We start from the raw sequence: 18,769 nt of genomic DNA, 5'->3' as shown, positions 1-18,769 counted from the left end.
ACTTATAATTTCAATTGTATATTTTTAGTACATAACACTATATTAAGCCAAATTCCAAAGAACAGGTTACTCATTATGGATGCTTTAGATGAATTCTACGAAAGAAATCCTTCGGCCAGAGGGTACTTGGATAGTAGTACCGATGAAGAAAGGAAACTTCTAAAAATTCAAATGGATAAACAAAATGAGCTGATGGTGCTTATGAACAGTGTTGCCGATAAATATGTAAAATGGAGTCTGGCCAAAGACCATTTTATCAGTGAAGTCATGGCCTATTGCCAAGAAAACACATCAAAGATAAATACCGGAGAAATCTCAATCTCTGAAGCAATAGCTTTATTAGACGAAGAAATCCAGTCGTTAGAAGAACAAGATGCAATGCTTTCCCAAAAGAGAGTCAGGCAAGCCATCGTTGTAAAGAAAAAGGTCAACAATGAAAATGCCAGAGGCAGGAATGATGAGACAGCCAATTTGATTATCTCATGGATTGGGTTTGTATCTGGCAGTATACAACTCGTCGGTGGATTTTTGGCTGTTGATAGCGGTGTTGGAGCAGCACTTGGAGCATCATTGATGGCTCATGGCTTTAATAATATTGTTGAAAGTGGCTATTATATCCTTTATCGCGAAAGCTATACTGGGCCAGTTAAATTCGTCTATGAAGGAGTTGGAGAAAAAGCTTTTGGAATGGATAAACGCGATGCTGATGTGGTATATACATCGGTTGATGTTGGTATGTCTATTAATGGACTACTTGGCTACAAGCTTGAACCAGATAGTCAACGATTATATCGATATATTAATGCTGATCTGCTTTGGGGATTAAAAAATCAGGGAATTAAAATGATGGGTACAGAAGATATAATTTTAGAAATTGTTGGCGATTTAAACACTATATATGGTCAAGCGAGGAGTTATTGATGAATTTGGCTTATGTTTCATTGTCTTTAATTCTTCTATTCCCTGTTTATTTCTGCATAAAAAGACTATTGATGTCATCTAATTTTTACCCCCATTTTTATGCAATAATATTACCATTGGTTCTTTCAGCACTTCATCTTTATGTTTTTAATTTCGATTCAATACCTTTTTTCAATGTAGATATCACTGACAATGAATTTTTACATTATTACTCTTTAGCTTTAAGTTATTTAAGCTGCGTTCCTTATATAATAGCGAGACGAACTGTCATCAAATAAATATAATGGATAATATAGATCATATTAAGGAATAAGATATAAATGGGCTATGCATATATCATTTTTTCATTACTTATACTTTATCCCCTATATCTTGCTTTTAAAAAGCTCTTAATATCTGATAATGTCTATGTTAATTTCTCATCTTTATTACTTGCAATGTCATTTATTTGTTATCATCTATATGTTTTTAATTTTGATTACATTCCATTTTTCGATGTATCTACATCTGATAATGATTTTTTATTTTATAGCTCTATTGTTCTAGTTATTATTTACAATATTGTATACATGATTGCTCATGGTAAATATTATAGGAAAAACAAATGGTGATCTTATAGGAAAAATGAATTAATGAATTTCTTGTCTATAAACTTCAATCATATTGCGGGAAGAAGGAAGTGGTTGACTATTTATACATTATTTTTTTACTTACACTTTATCCTCTATACTTTTCTTTTAAGAAACTGTTAATTCCCTATGATGTTTACATTAATCTTTTAGCTATATTACTTATGATGGCATCTAACATTTTTCATCTAAATGTTGCCTATACTGGTAGAATTCCGTTTCTTGGTATATCCACATCAGATAATGATTTTATGCTATACACTTCTTTTATACTATCTTTCTCGTGTACCATTACATTTATGATTGCATGCGGAAAACATTATAGGAAAAACAAGTGGTAATTTTGCCGGTAAAACAACACTATTTTACCGGCAAATAAATTAATAAATGCGATCATCCCAAATACTATAAGCACTTGTCCCTGCTATATGATGAGTCCATGTGATACTCTTATAACGTAAAGATATCGTTTCCTGCGGCTGTGCGCCAGCATGTGTTATAGAATGGGGGTGATAAACAGCTAAATCAACTATCGTCGCCTCAATTACCTTTATAGTGTAATACAACTCCTGAATCCCGGATTGATTCGTTCTATAAATATCAAAGATACCGTCCAATACTTCATTTTCCGACATCGCTATTCCCAAAAGCGGTGATGATTTATCAACAGGTTTTTTAAATGTTATGGGATGATGCTTAGCATGCTGATCCCAAGTTAAAGAATGATTAAGATTATATATGAATATCTGGTCTGTATGATCTAATTGACCTTTATTTCCTATTGAATCTATCGATGAACAACCTGCCGATATCAATCCCTGCCTACGGCCCTTTAAAGTTAAATAGATTAAGTCTGACATATGTGTTCCTTCTTAGCATTAAAATACCAACTACTAACTATTAGTAGGAATTTCCATTCTACAGGAAAAATATCCAATGGAATTAAAATCATTCCGATTATATGGATTAAAAGTTAATTAAATTCAGCTATCAGGTAATATTGAAACACTTTATTACAATTATTATCAATTTGATACAATTAAAAACATTTAGCAACACATTGCACGAAAATTATTTATTTTTTTGCTCATTACTTATATTTAACCCTTGTTGAACAATAGAATTAATATAATATATTTACCATATCTCTCAAGTTGACTGCATCTTCCGAGATGTAATCAAAAAAGCGATTTAATATATTATTAATCAACAAATTAATTGGAAACGTATATGGATCACCAAAACGTAAATTCAAATCCCAATGCTATACCCGAAGATAATCAGGAAGTATTCATTCCTGATGGTCAGTCCCTTAGTAGCACAGAAGGTGTGAAATGGATTGGTCAAGCATGGCAACTTGTCAAGAATAAATGGGGCATGTGGATACTGCTCTACATTATTTATTCTATGTGTATGGCTGGTTTAGTGCTTATTCCTTTTCTTGGGATATTTGCCTGTATATTTAACCCAGTATTTATCGGCGGCATGATTGCCGTGTGCGAAAAACAAAGGACTAGCGGAGAATTTGAACTAGGGCTACTATTTAACGGATTTCAGAAAAATTTTGCGTCACTGCTCGGCGTTGGTGCTTTAACGCTTGGTATTATACTCCTAGGTTTTATCGCAATGTTTATTGTCGGTGGTAGTGCCGTAATTAATATCCTATTAACCGCCGCTCAACATGGTGAAATCCCAGCCGAAATGCTCCAAAATAGTCTGTTCTCATTATTTCTTGGTATTTTTATTCTGATGGTTTTCTCATTTGTGAATGCTGCATTGACCTGGTTTGCACCAGCGCTAATTGTCATCCATGATTTAAAGTTTGGTGCTGCCGTATCAATGAGCCTAGCCGCGGTGAAAAAGAATCTATTGCCCGGTTTATTATTCTTTATCACCGTAACAGTTATTTTCATAATCTCAGTCATGACTTTTGGTTTAGGTTTTCTAATCTCTATACCAATACTTTTAGTTAGTTATTATTCCTCCTACCGCAGTATTTTTATCGGTAAGGAAAAATCATCCACATTTTAATTGGCTAAAAAATACTTAGATTGACAAACCTCGCTATTTTAAACGAGGTTTGCTTTTTTATGATGGGAAAATCCTGCCATTTTTCCCGATTAATTCCGCTTGATGGTCATTAGAGGCTGTATTTTTACCACAGAGCGTCAACCCGTTTAAAATGAGTAAAAAAATCCGCAGTTATACTGAGATTAATCGATCGGTTTCATGCCTGTAGCTCTCCATCTGAATAATGTCCGGCCTCTTAGTTAATATCCAAGAGGCGGACATAGAGTTAAACGATACTAATTTTGAGGTTGACGCCACACGCAGCAGCATAGCGCTCAAGTGTCGCAATACTGGCTTTCATCGGGTTTTTTTCAACTTTAGCAACAGCGGGCGGGGTGATCCCTAGTCTCTCGGCTAACTGTGAACTATTAATACCCGCTTTCTGTTTCATACTTTGGATTAGCTCGTAAAGCTCCTCTTCCTGTTTAGCTGCTTTATAAGCGGCTTGAGCTCCAGGAGAAGCAAGAGCCCGTGCCCTGACTTCTGACCACGGAATGCCTTTAGCTTTCATTTTTCATCTCCTCTAACCTTTGTAATGCAAGCTTAATTTCAGATGCCGGTGTTTTCGGTGTTTTTTTGATAAACGTGCGGAGTATGTAAATTCGCCGGCCAGTGGCATAAGCAAAAATTGTTCGTGTGATGTCTTTATTACCAACTCTAAGCTGAAATAATCCATCACGCAACGGCTCCGTTGCCGGGTACCGCAACATGTTCCCCCTCGCTTCAAGCTTGTCAAGCGCCAGTGACGTTTTACCTCGCATGACCTCATCCAATGATTGGATTTCGTTGTCAGCTTCTTCGTGAAATATCAGTTCAAACATACATACCCCCCTTTGACAAAAAATTAATCCATAGGTATATTTAAATCAAGGGTTAATTTAACTCATCAGTGAATTACATCAATCAGCGCCAACACCATCAGTTTTGGGACGATAAGAGACAAAACAAGGCCTTTGCGTTATCTCAATGGCATCACTGTGCCAGAAGCTGAATCACCCATTATTTAATTTCATGTTTTAATGGGAAAACTCCTGTCATTTTTCCCGATTAACCCCGATTGATGGTCATTAGAGGCTGTATTTTTATCGCAGAGCATCAACCCGTTTAAAATGGGTAAAAAAATCCGAAGTTATACTGAGATTAGCAAGAAAAACAGGGTCTAAATTGATTAACAAAGTAGTAAAATGACAAATCACTGTATTAAGCAAACTAGCAAACTTGCTTAAACAAAAAATTTCACATAGTCGTAACACGTTTAAATAATCGATGATGAAAAACCGGCATTGGAATAAAAATATTAATTAAATCATATGAGAGAAACTAGAATATATTACAGAAATAGCTTAGTTATTTAGGTAAATATAAAACCACTTGCTCAAGTTAAGCAATACATTGCTTATAAATCCACCACACCATTAGTTAATTACTCCTATTTAGTGCTTGTTGATTAATAAATTTAATATATTATACTTGCCAGCTTTTTACGGCTGACTGTGACTTTACAGTGCAGACAGAAAAAGCAATTCAATAAATTACAAATCAATAATTAAATTGGAAAACACATGGATAATAATAACCTAAGTCTTAATTCCAACACTATATCCAATAATCAGGAGGTATTTATCCCTGGAGGCCAATCCCTCAGTAGCACCGATGGTATGGAATGGATTAGTCAAGCATGGAATCTCGTCAAACGTAAATTGGGTATGTGGATACTACTTGTTATCATTTATTTCATTATCATATCTGGTTTACAGCTTATTCCTTTCCTTGGGATATTTGCAGGGATTTTGAGTTCAGTACTGTCTGGAGGTATTATTGCTCTATGTGAAAAACAGAGAACTACCGGAGAATTTGAACTAGGGCTGTTATTCAGCGGATTTCAGAAAAACTTTGCTCCACTGCTTGGCGTTGGTGCTTTATCATTTGGCATCATGCTCCTTGGCATCATAGCAATGTTTATTACCGGTGGTAGCGCAGTGACCAATATCTTCTTAGCTAATCAATATGGTGAAATTCCTCTTGAAATACTCCCAAGTGATTTGTCTCCATTACTTCTTGGTGTCTTTATTCTGTTTATCTTCAGCATCATTGCTGCTGCTTTAACCTGGTTTGCACCAGCGTTAATCATTCTTCATAATTTGAAATTTGGTGCTGCCGTATCAATGAGCCTGGAAGCAGTGAAGAAGAATTTATTACCCGGTTTCTTATTCTTTATTATCTCTGGGTTAATGATAGTACTTTCCGTAGTAACTTTAGGATTAGGCTTTTTAGTTTGTATACCAATACTTTTCGCCAGCTATTATTCCTCTTACCGCGGCATTTTTATCGGTAAGGAGAAATCATCGACGTTAGTTAACTAAAAGATACAGTTATTATTTACTGAATTCGGTAATTTTATTTTCAGTAAATTTGTAATTAATAAAGTAGACAGCCAAAAGCGCCAAAATTTGGCGCTTTTCATTAATATAATAATTAACCGATATATTCTAATCCGCCCATATATGGACGCAATACTTCGGGTATTTCGATACGACCATCAGCTTGCTGATAGTTTTCCATAATTGCAACCAGAGTACGGCCAACAGCCAGACCAGAACCATTCAAGGTATGAAGTAATTGCGTTTTCTTGTCTTCTTTACCACGGAAACGCGCTTGCATACGGCGCGCCTGGAAATCCCACATATTAGAGCAAGAAGAGATTTCACGATACGTGTTCTGAGCCGGTAACCATACTTCCAGATCATAAGTTTTACATGCGCTAAAACCCATATCTCCCGTACACAATAAGACTTTACGATATGGCAGATTTAGTAATTGCAAGACTTTCTCAGCATGACCAGTTAATTCTTCAAGTGCATCCATTGATTCATCAGGATGAACAATCTGAACCAACTCAACTTTATCAAACTGGTGCATACGGATCAGGCCACGAGTATCACGACCATAAGAACCCGCTTCTGAACGGAAGCAAGGGGTATGAGCGGTCATTTTCAGTGGCAATGTATTTTCATCCAAGATGTCGCCACGAACCAAGTTGGTTATCGGAACTTCAGCGGTCGGGATCAACGCATAATGGCTTTCTGCTTCTTCTTCCAGCGGTTTGGTATGGAAAAGGTCTTCACCAAATTTCGGCAATTGGCCCGTACCATATAAGGTTTCATGGTTAACCAGATAGGGAACATAAGTTTCCAAATAGCCGTGCTGCTCTGTGTGAAGGTTTAGCATAAATTGCGCCAACGCCCGATGCAGACGAGCAATTTGACCTTTCATCACTACAAAGCGCGAACCAGTCAGTTTAACTGCGGCGGCAAAGTCCAGACCATTGGTCAATTCACCCAATGAAACATGATCTTGAATCTCAAAATCATATTTACGCGGCTCACCCCAACGGCTCACTTCCAAATTATCGTTCTCATCTTTACCTACCGGTACAGAGTCATCTGGAGTGTTAGGGATACTTAAAGCCAAGTCACGAATTTCGGCCTGAAGTTTTTCCAGTTCGGCTTTCGCTGTATCCAACTTTTCACCTAACTGGTTCACTTCCTGACGTAGCGGATCAATATCTTCACCACGGGCTTTCGCTGCACCAATAGCTTTCGATCGGGAATTACGTTCTGCTTGCAGGGTTTCAGTTTCAACTTGTAAAACTTTACGGCGCTCTTCTTGTTTGCGCAGCGTATCCACGTCAAGGGTATAACCCCTGCGAGCCAGTTTTTCGGCGACTGCGTCTAGCTCATTACGCAGTATGTTTGGATCGAGCATGCTAGTCCTGTGCTTGTCGTTATTAAGTTATACCCGTTATCTTTCAAGTTGCTTCTTTGTTGGCTGCGCTCACTCACCCCGGTCACATAGTTCTCTATGCTCCCGGGGATTCGCTCCCTTGCCGTCGCGATGCACCTTGAAATCCATAGGGTATAGATGATATGAATAGGCCCACACAAGTTGATGGGCCATAAGGTGTTTTTACCCGTCAACCTTACCGCAACAATAACGTTAGCGATAGCGTTTTATCGGGCTATTTTGATCCTGTTCAGCAAGCCAGGCGAGTTTATCGCCTATTTTACTTTCTAACCCGCGGTTAGTCGGATGATAATAACGGGTTTCCCGCATCTCAGGCGGAAAATAAACTTCACCCGCAGCGTAAGCATTAGATTCGTCATGAGCATAACGATATTCCTCGCCAAGCCCCATCTCTTGCATCAATTTTGTCGGCGCATTGCGCAAATGTGCAGGAACATCATAATCCGGTTTTTCCTTCGCATCAGCCATCGCTGCTTTAAAAGCGGTATAAACAGCGTTACTTTTCGGCGCACAGGCAAGGTAAACAATGGCTTGAGCAATCGCTCTTTCACCTTCTGCCGGCCCAACACGAGTAAAACAATCCCATGCAGCAATGGCTACCTGCATTCCCCGAGGATCAGCATTACCAACATCTTCGGAAGCAATCGCCAATAGACGACGGGCAACATATAACGGATCACCGCCAGCGGTAATGATCCGGGCATACCAGTAAAGCGCAGCGTCAGGTGCAGAACCACGAACAGATTTATGCAGTGCTGAAATCAAATCGTAATAACGATCACCTTTATTATCAAAACGAGCGCTTCGTTCTCCACTGACTTCTTTCAATAGCGCCGGTGTCAAAACCCTCTGTCCCTGAGCATTGGTTTCTGCCATATCCGCCATCATTTCCAGTAAATTCAATGAACGACGAGCATCGCCAGCAACCAGTTCCGCAATCATGTGACGGGTATTTTCGGGCAAAACGATATTCTGACCATGATAACCGCGCTCTTTATCATTCATCGCCTGATCAAGTACTTGCTCAATCTCTTCTGGTGTCAATGATTTAAGCAGATAAACTCGTGCCCGTGAAAGTAATGCGGAATTCAGTTCAAAAGAGGGGTTTTCTGTGGTTGCGCCGATAAAGGTGATCGTGCCATCTTCAATGTGTGGCAGAAAAGCATCCTGTTGGCTTTTGTTAAAACGATGTACTTCATCAACAAACAGGATAGTCCTACGCCCTGCATGCCTGTTCTGGCGCGCCTTTTCAATCGATTCACGTATCTCTTTGATACCAGAAGTGACCGCGGATATCCGTTCAACATCAGCCTGAGCATAATGCCCAATAATTTCAGCTAATGTTGTTTTGCCCGTCCCCGGCGGCCCCCATAAAATCATGGAGTGCAATTGTCCAGCCCGGATAGCCCTTGGAAGTGGTTTTCCTTCCGCTAGTAAATGCTGCTGGCCGATATATTGCTCTAATGTCATCGGCCGCATACGCGCGGCCAGTGGCTGGAATTCATTTTGTGAAAAATCGAGTGACAGGTTGTTCACTTAAACCTCACTGACGCTGATCATCCAGCGTAACCCCTTTCGGCAACGTAAAACTGAACTTTGCCGCATCCACTTGGGTATTTTGCTGCCCTTTTAATTGATAATCGCTCTTTTGACCATCCTGCTCAATAGCAGAAAATTTTTGGATAGTGCCATCCGTCATGACGGTAATCGAGAAGCGTTTCAGATTGCCAGTGACATTATTCGGCGTCAGTTCAAAATCATTCCCTTGCTGGCTGATTTTATATTGAGACCAATCTTTAGCATCGTTGCGTGTAATTAACATGAACGGCGTGTTACCTGTGGCATCTTTCAGCCAATTAGCCGTTACCTGTTCAACAAACGGATTATAGAACCACAACGTTTTACCGTCCGATACCAAAACGCTTTCATCAGGTGATGTCATATGCCAGTTAAATAGGTTTGGACGTTTAACCCACAATTGCCCTTCACCTTCCTGAATTGTTGCCCCGTCATCACTGGTGACTGTTTGAGTAAAGCTGGCATGAAAACTATTTACTTTACCCAAACGTTCCTGCAAATTCTGGCTAGCATTTGCCCATACCGCATTGATATTCATGCCAGCCATTAAACAACCAATCAATATCAGCTTTTTCATGTAAGAGATACCTTTCTCAACGTTATTACTTCTTTCTCAGCATTATTACCGTGATTTATTATCAGAGTTTTCAACGTTCAATATTCACTATCAACGCTCATGTGGCGGTGGCGCCAATACTTCACGATTACCATTATGACCTGGAGCACTGACAATCTGCTGTGCCTCCATCTGTTCCACAATACGCGCCGCTCGGTTATAACCAATACGGAATTGACGCTGGACACCAGAAATCGAAACTCGTCGTTTTTCCGTCACGAATTGAACTGCTTGATCAAACAGAGCATCTAACTCTTCATCACCGTCAAGGCCTAAGCCCCCCTCAGCATCATCACCACCACTGAGAATGCTATCAATATACTCTGGACGACCGCGGGCTTTCCAATCATTCACCACTTCATGAACTTCCTGATCCCGAACAAATGCGCCATGAACACGCACTGGAATCGAGGAGTTTGGCGCCAGATAAAGCATATCTCCCATGCCCAACAGGGATTCAGCGCCACCTTGATCAAGGATGGTGCGGGAATCAATTTTGCTGGAAACCGTAAAAGCAATACGCGTCGGAATATTCGCTTTAATCAGACCAGTAATAATATCGACCGATGGACGTTGAGTCGCCAGAACCAGATGGATACCCGCCGCACGCGCTTTCTGTGCTAATCGGGCAATCAGCTCTTCAACTTTTTTACCTACTGTCATCATTAAGTCAGCAAATTCATCGACCATGACAACGATGTATGGCTCTTTTTTCAGCACCGGATGAGTAACATCCATGCTGTCACCGGGCTTCCAGAATGGGTGAGGAATTGGGCGCCCCATCTCCTCTGCCTGTTTAACCTTTTCGTTATAACCCGCCAGATTACGCACCCCTAATGCAGACATCAGTTTATAACGGCGTTCCATTTCACCAACGCACCAGCGCAGTGCATTAGCGGCATCTTTCATATCGGTAACAACTTCGGTTAACAGGTGCGGAATACCTTCATAGACTGACAACTCCAACATTTTTGGATCAATCATAATAAAGCGGACATCCTCTGGTTTTGCTTTATAGAGGATGCTGAGGATCATAGCGTTGACACCAACAGATTTACCCGAACCGGTCGTACCCGCCACCAGCAAATGCGGCATTTTACCTAAATCCGCGACAACCGGTTGGCCGCCAATATCTTTACCCAACACAATGGTTAGTGGTGATGGATTATCGCGGAATTTTTCACAATCCAATACTTCACGCAAATAGACCGTCTGACGTTTTTTATTCGGCAATTCCAAACCAACATAAGGTTTACCCGGAATCACTTCAACAATACGCACAGCGACCGCCGATAAAGAACGAGCTAAGTCTCTTGATAAGTTGGAAATACGTGCTGCTTTAACCCCTGGGGCCAAATCCAGCTCAAACCGGGTAATCACCGGGCCGGGTGAGAAACCCACGACATCAGCTTTAACTCGATAATCACTCAGACGCGCCTCAATCAAACGGGAGGTTTGCTCAAGGGCAAACATATCAACAGGTTCTTCTTCGGCTAAAGGACTGGTTAATAGATCGAGCGAAGGCATTGGCGTCGTTGATTTTGGCAACGGTTGATCGTTACGAACCAAAAATGGATGAAATAAGCTATCTTGCTGCGGTTGCTGCGGTTGCTGCGGTTGCTGCGGTTGCTGCGGTTGCTGCGGTTGCTGCGGTTGCTGCGGTTGCTGCGGTTGCTGCGGTTGCTGTACAACATTGTGTACGGATGCCGGCGCAAAAACAATTTCTGTGGGCCGTTCTGATCGATTTTCCGGCGCTGATTGAACAGAAGGCATAAACAACGGTTCTGCCGGTTCTTTTTCAACTAAATCTTCAACCGGTGAGAAGTTATTTAAAATCGATAAACTCTCCAGAGCAGAGAACTCTTTTTCCTCTTGGTGACGTTGTTCCTGATAATGCTTATGTCGCGACTGCTCAACGCTCTGTTTAACAATCTCTGTTGCTGCTTGAGGCCGATTTTCCGGCTCAAATGGGTTCCGGTTCATATGAGGCTGGCTTGAAACCTGTTCTTCTGTATCCGTCGTAATATGATACCGCTCGCGCTGTTGTTCAAGAAACTGCTGGCGTAACAAAGCTTCTTGCTGCTTATTAGCCTCAATATCACCATCCGATCCATCTGCTTGCTGTTTGGCTTCCTCTTCACGCTGTTGTTCTGCAAGACGTTGTGAGGGAACTTTGATGCCATACAGTTCACGGCGGGTTGGAATACGGACAGGATTAGGACGAGGTAGTTCTGGCCCGATTCCTTGTTTAATCTGAGAGTTACCCGTTATAACCATTGCAGCGGTTGCGGCTATAACATTTTTTTGCTCTGTATTTTTTGGCTCTGTTGCAGGCATAAAAGTGAAAGTATCACTGCTGTTTTGGCTATTTTCGGCAGGTTCAAATGTTGGCGCCGCTTGACGGTTAAACTCAGAGATAGGCTCAAAATGGTACTCAGCAGGAATTTCAAACGTATAACGAACAGGTTCATCGTTATTATTCTTTTCACTCTCTTCCACTAATGACTGAGGCTGTACAATATCATCAGATGTATTGACCAGAATTTCAGGTTCAACATCCATATCAGCCATATTAATGGTAGGAATATCCGTTGGCTGTTCTTGTTCGAGCTCTGTTTTCACTGATTCTGGCTCATCCAGTTCAGTTTTTGCTAACTCTGCGGCTGAAGGTGCGGTAAATAACACATCATCATGATCAATATCAGCCGCTGTGAATTCAGGTTCTGTTTTATCATCGGCGAGATCTTCCCGCTCAATAGCCGTTTCATCGTATGGCGTATATTCTTGTTCATTACGGCTACGGTTGGTAATAAATCCTATTGCTCCCAGAATCACGGCCCCTGTTTTTTCAGCAATAGTCAACCATGACCAGCCAGTAAATAGCGTAAATCCAATTGCCCAAATACACAGCAAGACTAAAGTTGCGCCCAATTCATTAAACCAAGGCAACATTGCGCTGCTAAACAAACTGCCAATAATACCGCCGGAAGCAAAGTAATGGAGATCGTCAACATTCAATGCCGCTAATCCACATGAAGTTAAGACGATTGCCAATGCGCCAATAACGCGCAAAGACAACGCAAAGAAATCGACATATTCTCTGTCATCATGTTGCCTAAAAGCACTCCAGCAACCCAATATCATCACCGGGGGAATGGCATAAGCTAGAATACCAAATGCAGAAAACAGTGTATCGGCCAGCCATGCGCCAACCCTTCCTCCCAAATTATGCACCGGCTCATGCCATGCAGTCTGAGACCAACTGGGATCAGAAGGGTTAAAACTGACAAGCGCGACCATCAGATAAGCCGCTAGGATAACAATAACAAGCAATACAGCCTCTAACAGCCTGCGCCCATTACTCAGTCTCTTTAACTTAATATTTTTATCTTCTGTATATTCCTGGCTCAAGAAAGGCTCTCCAGGTTTCCTGTTGATTTAACGGAACAACGCCGAGATAGCTCAGCGTTGAAACTGTATGCATAAACAGGAGTGTACCTAAGTTTTTCCAGTTTTGCACCTGTACATTTTTGGTAAGATTTTAGCGCGTCTTAATGACCAGACGGTTGCTCTGCTTAACTTCTTCCATTACAACATATGTGCGGGTGTCATTAACACCTGGCAAACGCAACAAAGTTTCGCCTAGCAACTTACGATAAGCGGACATATCTGGTACGCGGGTTTTCAGTAGATAGTCGAAATCACCGGAAACCAGGTGACACTCCTGAATCTCTTCCAATTTTTGCACAGCAGCATTGAATTGTTCAAAAACATCTGGAGCGCCACGGTTTAAAGTAATTTCAACAAATACCAGCAAAGATGCATCCAAATAGTGAGGATTCAGCAATGCCGTGTATCCAGTAATAAACCCTTGACGTTCCAGACGACGAACACGCTCCAGGCACGGGGTTGGAGACAAACCTACCCGTTTAGACAGTTCTACGTTAGAAATTCGCCCATCTTTTTGTAGCTCATTTAGGATATTACGATCTATGCGATCAAGATCTTTTCCCGGACGTTTTTTATTATCTATCATCTTGTTGATCTCTCTTTATTTTCCTACACCCATAACATTTTCCCCTATCTCTCTAAGTTTGAGTTGGAAAAGATGTCTTAAAGTTAAAGCCTCGCTCTATCAGCGTAAAGCAGCTCACAGGCCATTTTTTTAATGCTACACAAAAGAGGATTACCCACATGTCGATTTTTATAGAAACGAATTTAGCGAGGTGGATAATTATCTCTTACAGTGATGTTTTCGCAAATGCACAGCCGATTGTCAAAGTAAATGAGCAAAAATCAGAACAACCTGTGGAACAAATTTTCAGTTAATCGTTTCGATAGTCTACCATTAATTGAAAACGAGCAAATGATATTCAAACAGCACTAAAAGAACACTTTTCTCAGGTTAAAGTCATTATTAGTTAATATCTATCGGTAAAATCGTTAGTAACATGAGTCTTTTAGCTTTTTTTACCCTCCTATTTCTCCTACAATCGCTCGATATTCGATTAGGTGATAAATGGAATGAGGTATTCATGAGCACCGCCAAACACCACAAACTCATTATTCTTGGCTCCGGTCCAGCAGGCTATACTGCTGCGGTTTACGCTGCCCGAGCAAATTTAAATCCGGTTCTTATTACCGGGGTTGAAAGAGGCGGTCAGTTGACTACAACCACCGAGGTCGAAAACTGGCCTGGCGATCCGGAAGGTCTGACCGGCCCTGGGTTAATGGAACGCATGCACCAACATGCTGAAAAATTCCAAACCGAAATCATTTCTGACCATATTCAAAAAGTTGATCTGCAAAACCGGCCTTTACGCCTTTATGGTGATGAACAAGAATATACCTGTGACGCACTGATTATCGCAACAGGCGCTTCTGCCCGTTATCTAGGTTTGACTTCTGAAGAAGCATTCAAAGGTCGTGGTATTTCAGCCTGTGCAACCTGTGATGGTTTCTTTTATCGTAACCAGAAAGTCGCCGTTGTCGGCGGCGGTAATACCGCCGTAGAAGAAGCCTTATATCTGGCAAATATTGCAGCAGAAGTTCACCTAATTCATCGCCGTGATACTTTCCGTTCAGAGAAGATTCTAATCGGTCGCCTGATGGATAAAGTCAAAAATGGCAATATCATCCTGCACACTGATCGTATTCTGGATAAAGTACTTGGTGATAATATGGGCGTTACCGGTGTTCGCCTACGCGATACCCAAAGTGGCGCTACAGAAGAATTGGCTGTTACCGGCACATTCATTGCTATCGGCCATACTCCCAATACCGCTATCTTTGCAGGCCAATTAGAATTGGATAATGGTTACATCAAAGTGCAATCCGGTTTGCAGGGTAACGCCACTCAGACTTCAATTCCCGGTGTATTCGCCGCCGGCGACGTCATGGACCATACCTACCGCCAGGCAATTACGTCCGCCGGTACAGGTTGTATGGCAGCCCTTGACGCAGAACGTTTCCTGGATGGGCTAGCCGATAAATAAATTCTTTTTCTTTCAAGGCGCTATTTCGGTAGCGCCTTTTAACATGTAACATATCAGCAGGATGCTGACACATAGGATATGTCCAGCCTTTTGGTACACCATACCCTCACCTGCTAGATTAGAATTTTTTTCTATGGACAAAATAAGACAGTATGAATTGGTTCGCTGGCTGAAACAGCAAAGTGCCCCGGCCCAACGCTGGCTCCGCCTGTCCATGTTACTCGGCTTAATCAGTGGATTGTTGATTATCACTCAAGCTTGGTTACTAGCCTCAATTCTGCAAGCTTTAATCATGGATAACCTTCCGCGCGGGCACATCTCAAATGAATTTTTGTTGCTGGCAGCCACCTTTGCGCTACGGGCAATCATCAGCGCTATTCGGGAACGGATCGGTTTCATCTGTGGTAAAGTCGTGCGTCAGAAAATCCGCGCTATGGTATTGGATAAGCTTGAGCAACTTGGTCCAGTGTGGGTTAAAGGTAAACCAGCCGGTAGCTGGGCAACCATTATTCTTGAGCAGATAGAAAATATGCAGGATTATTATTCCCGCTATCTGCCGCAGATGTCTCTTGCCGTCATGATCCCTATTCTTATCCTGATCACCCTATTCCCTGTTAACTGGGCTGCCGGGCTAATTTTATTCGCGACGGCTCCGCTGATTCCCTTGTTTATGGCACTGGTTGGTTTAGGCGCCGCAGACGCTAATCGGCGTAATTTTGTCGCGCTAAGCCGGTTAAGCGGTAATTTCCTGGATCGGCTACGTGGGCTGGAAACGTTGCGCCTGTTTTATCGCGGCAAGGCAGAAGCGCAACAAATCAGCGAATCCACCGAAAATTTCCGTCTTAGGACGATGGAAGTGCTGAGGTTAGCATTCCTTTCTTCCGCGGTACTGGAATTCTTTGCTGCCATTTCTATTGCTATTGTCGCTGTCTATTTTGGTTTCTCCTATCTGGGGGAACTTAATTTTGGCAGTTACGGGATGGGCGTTACCCTGTTTGCCGGTTTTCTGGTGTTAACCCTCGCCCCGGAATTTTTCCAGCCATTACGCGATCTGGGTACTTATTATCACGCTAAAGCACAGGCGGTTGGCGCCGCAGAAGCATTAGTGACTTTATTGAGCAGTGATGGCGAACATGCGCCTGCCGGCGGTGATAAGACGCTAAATACCCAAGATTCGTTGACCATCATTGCTAATGATCTGGAAATTTTGGCCCACGATGGCAACCGGCTTGCTGGCCCATTGAATTTTACTATAGAGAAAAATCAACGGGTGGCATTAGTTGGTCCAAGCGGAGCAGGTAAAAGTTCCCTCTTGAATTTACTGTTAGGGTTCCTGCCCTATCGTGGCTCAATACAAATTAATGGCGCTGAGCTGCGTAAGTTGGATCTACAGAGATGGCGTAATCAACTGAGTTGGGTTGGGCAAAATCCACATCTGCCTGAGCAGACTTTGCTTGATAATATTCGCCTGAACCAACCTAATGCCAATCAACAGCAAATTCATCAGGTTATGGAACAAGCATATGTCACCGAATTCATTCATGGTTTACCCGATGAACTAAATACTATCATCGGTGATAATGCTGCACGATTATCCATTGGTCAGGCCCAACGTATCGCTGTTGCCCGTGCCCTATTGAAACCCTGCCAGTTATTATTACTGGATGAGCCTGCCGCCAGTCTGGACGCACATAGCGAACAACGGGTTATGGAGACACTCAATCAGGCATCTCATCATCAGACGACCCTGTTAGTTACCCACCAATTAGAAGAAACGCTGGAATATGATCAGATTTTAGTCATGGAAAAAGGGTTAATTATCGAACAGGGAGATTACCAGACGCTAAGCCAATCTCAAGGGGTATTCACCCGTCTGCTATCCCATCGAAGTGAGGAGCTGTAATCATGCGGGTATTGCTTCCTTTTCTGGCGCTCTATCGCCGTCATTGGCTTCTTATCAGTTTAGGCATGGTTCTGGCCGTTGTTACGCTACTCGCCAGTATAAGTTTATTAACCCTCTCTGGCTGGTTCCTTGCAGGAACAGCACTTGCCGGCCTTGCCGGTTATACATTCAACTATATGCTACCGGCTGCGGGTGTCCGCGGCTCTGCCATTCTTCGAACTGCCGGGCGCTATGCTGAACGGTTGGTTAGCCATGACGCCACTTTCCGGGTACTGGCACATTTACGAGTGTTTGCCTTTCAGAAAATTTTGCCGCTTTCACCAGGAGGCATAGCTCGTTTTCGCCAAGGCGAATTATTAAACCGGTTAGTCGCTGATATTGAAACATTGGATCATCTCTACTTACGAGTGATTTCGCCGATATTATCAGCTTTTATCGTTATTATAGTTCTCACTTTCGGCCTTGGTTTTCTGGATCTCACATTAGCCTATACTCTTGGCGGTATTATGCTAGCCCTGTTGATCCTGCTGCCATTGGTATTTTATAACGCCGGTCAATCCGTCGGCCGCGATCTAACTATTCTACGTGGTCAATACCGTACCCAACTCACCGCGGCATTGCAGGGGCAAGCCGAATTGATGGTATTCGGTGCTGTTGGCCGTTTCCGCAAGTCAATGGCCGATATTGAGTCACGTTGGTTAAGACGTCAGCAGCAACAAGCGAACCTGACCGGTTTGTCACAGGCAATCATGATTTTTGCCACTGGTATGACTGTCACATTGATCTTATGGCTGGCAGCTAACGACGTAGGAGGAAACAACCAACCAGGGGCATTAATCGCACTGTTTGTCTTCTGTTCTCTTGCCGCGTTTGAGAGTCTGGGCCCTGTCACGGTTGCATTCCAACATCTAGGGCAAGTCATTACCTCTGCAACTCGTGTTTCTCAATTGATGCAGCAAGAACCAGAAGTAGCGTTTCCTACATCAGGGCCGGAAAGTTCAGCGCAAGCGAGTATTGATATTAAAAATATCAGTTTCACCTATCCTGATCAGCCAATGGCTGTTCTGAAAAATGTTTCTCTCTGCCTGAAAGCGGGAGAGCATATTGCGCTGTTAGGCAAAACCGGTTGTGGTAAATCTACCTTGCTACAATTACTGACCCGAGCTTGGGATGTTGATTCGGGCACAATCTATCTGAATCAACATCCGATTACCGCTTATGACGAATCAATTCTGCGCAGTATGATTTCAGTCGTTCCACAACGTGTGCATGTGTTCAGTCATACTTTGCGCCAGAATTTATTACTAGCAAAACCCAATGCAGCCGATGATGAACTGGAAACTGTGCTGAAACAGGTAGGTTTAAGCAACCTACTGGAAACCGATGAGGGGCTAAACTGCTGGATGGGCGAAGGTGGTCGTCAGTTGTCAGGTGGTGAACAGCGTCGCTTGGGAATTGCCAGAGCGTTGCTGCACTCGGCGCCACTGATGTTGCTGGATGAACCTACCGAAGGGCTCGATGCGGACACTGAACAGCAAATTCTGTCTCTACTGCGTCAGCATTGTCAGCATCAGTCATTGATTATTGTCACCCACCGCCTGTACGGACTTGATCATATGGATTGTATTTACATCATGGATGGCGGCGCCATTATTGAACAAGGGCAACATGATGAATTATTGACTCAGCAAGGTCGCTATTATCAGTTTCATCAACGGCAACATCGAATTCGCCTTGAACCGGAGCAGTAACA

Annotated in this window: 14 protein-coding genes; 6 read left to right on the top strand and 8 right to left on the bottom strand. The window is 42.4% G+C overall.

Going from position 1 to position 18,769, the window contains the following annotated elements; genetic code table 11:
• Positions 1 to 75: 75 nt before the first annotated feature.
• Positions 76 to 921, top strand: coding sequence for a DUF4225 domain-containing protein (locus TI10_RS20715; RefSeq protein ID WP_074524991.1), 846 nt, complete (start codon positions 76 to 78; stop codon positions 919 to 921).
• Positions 922 to 1,930: 1,009 nt separating this feature from the next.
• Here the strand turns inward: TI10_RS20715 and TI10_RS20705 are convergent.
• Positions 1,931 to 2,410 (bottom strand): Hcp family type VI secretion system effector, encoded by a 480-nt coding sequence (locus tag TI10_RS20705; RefSeq protein ID WP_049585222.1) that lies wholly within the window; start codon positions 2,408 to 2,410, stop codon positions 1,931 to 1,933.
• 370 nt (positions 2,411 to 2,780) lie between these two features.
• Here TI10_RS20705 and TI10_RS20700 point away from each other — a divergent pair, with 370 nt between their 5' ends.
• Entirely contained in the window at positions 2,781 to 3,581 is an 801-nt protein-coding gene (locus TI10_RS20700; RefSeq protein WP_049585221.1) for a BPSS1780 family membrane protein, read from the top strand.
• 265 nt (positions 3,582 to 3,846) lie between these two features.
• Here the strand turns inward: TI10_RS20700 and TI10_RS20695 are convergent, their stop codons facing one another.
• Together TI10_RS20695 and TI10_RS20690 are read right to left on the bottom strand one after the other, a co-directional pair.
• Positions 3,847 to 4,131, bottom strand: coding sequence for a helix-turn-helix domain-containing protein (locus TI10_RS20695; protein ID WP_049585220.1), 285 nt, complete (start codon positions 4,129 to 4,131; stop codon positions 3,847 to 3,849).
• On the bottom strand, positions 4,121 to 4,441 hold the full coding sequence (locus TI10_RS20690) for a type II toxin-antitoxin system RelE/ParE family toxin (protein ID WP_049585219.1): 321 nt from the start codon (positions 4,439 to 4,441) through the stop codon (positions 4,121 to 4,123). The genes TI10_RS20695 and TI10_RS20690 overlap by 11 nt, the downstream gene beginning before the upstream one ends.
• Positions 4,442 to 5,182: 741 nt before the next feature.
• On the opposite strand from TI10_RS20690, the gene TI10_RS20685 reads away from it, so the two are divergent.
• Positions 5,183 to 5,983, top strand: coding sequence for a BPSS1780 family membrane protein (locus tag TI10_RS20685; protein ID WP_074524990.1), 801 nt, complete (start codon positions 5,183 to 5,185; stop codon positions 5,981 to 5,983).
• A gap of 112 nt (positions 5,984 to 6,095) precedes the next feature.
• Here the strand turns inward: TI10_RS20685 and serS are convergent, their stop codons facing one another.
• The 5 genes from serS to lrp all read right to left on the bottom strand — a co-directional run bounded on the left by serS (position 6,096) and on the right by lrp (position 13,654).
• Entirely contained in the window at positions 6,096 to 7,385 is a 1,290-nt protein-coding gene (gene serS / locus TI10_RS20680; protein WP_049585217.1) for a serine--tRNA ligase, read from the bottom strand.
• Between the two features lie 231 nt (positions 7,386 to 7,616).
• Positions 7,617 to 8,960, bottom strand: coding sequence for a replication-associated recombination protein A (locus TI10_RS20675; RefSeq protein ID WP_049585216.1), 1,344 nt, complete (start codon positions 8,958 to 8,960; stop codon positions 7,617 to 7,619).
• Between the two features lie 7 nt (positions 8,961 to 8,967).
• A complete protein-coding gene (gene lolA, locus TI10_RS20670) occupies positions 8,968 to 9,579 on the bottom strand; it encodes an outer membrane lipoprotein chaperone LolA (RefSeq protein WP_049585215.1) in 612 nt (203 codons plus the stop codon).
• A 90-nt stretch (positions 9,580 to 9,669) separates the two neighbouring features.
• The gene (locus tag TI10_RS20665; protein WP_049585214.1) at positions 9,670 to 13,029 is read right to left on the bottom strand and encodes a DNA translocase FtsK; all 3,360 of its coding nucleotides are present in this window, start codon (positions 13,027 to 13,029) and stop codon (positions 9,670 to 9,672) included.
• A 130-nt stretch (positions 13,030 to 13,159) separates the two neighbouring features.
• Positions 13,160 to 13,654 carry a leucine-responsive transcriptional regulator Lrp gene (lrp, locus tag TI10_RS20660; RefSeq protein WP_011145896.1) on the bottom strand — a complete coding sequence of 165 codons (495 nt, stop codon included), beginning with the start codon at positions 13,652 to 13,654 and terminating at the stop codon, positions 13,160 to 13,162.
• A gap of 499 nt (positions 13,655 to 14,153) precedes the next feature.
• On the opposite strand from lrp, the gene trxB reads away from it, so the two are divergent.
• The 3 genes from trxB to cydC all read left to right on the top strand — a co-directional run bounded on the left by trxB (position 14,154) and on the right by cydC (position 18,767).
• Positions 14,154 to 15,113, top strand: a complete 960-nt coding sequence (gene trxB / locus TI10_RS20655; protein WP_049585213.1) for a thioredoxin-disulfide reductase — start codon at positions 14,154 to 14,156, stop codon at positions 15,111 to 15,113.
• 133 nt (positions 15,114 to 15,246) lie between these two features.
• Positions 15,247 to 17,016, top strand: a complete 1,770-nt coding sequence (gene cydD, locus TI10_RS20650; RefSeq protein WP_049585212.1) for a heme ABC transporter permease/ATP-binding protein CydD — start codon at positions 15,247 to 15,249, stop codon at positions 17,014 to 17,016.
• Positions 17,017 to 17,018: 2 nt separating this feature from the next.
• Positions 17,019 to 18,767, top strand: a complete 1,749-nt coding sequence (cydC, locus tag TI10_RS20645) for a heme ABC transporter ATP-binding protein/permease CydC (protein WP_049585211.1) — start codon at positions 17,019 to 17,021, stop codon at positions 18,765 to 18,767.
• Positions 18,768 to 18,769 lie beyond the last annotated feature (2 nt).

This window comes from Photorhabdus luminescens subsp. luminescens (assembly GCF_001083805.1).
Lineage (GTDB): Bacteria > Pseudomonadota > Gammaproteobacteria > Enterobacterales > Enterobacteriaceae > Photorhabdus > Photorhabdus luminescens.
The sequence above is the reverse complement of the archived record's forward strand: the minus strand, read 5'-3'. Positions and strand labels throughout refer to the sequence as shown.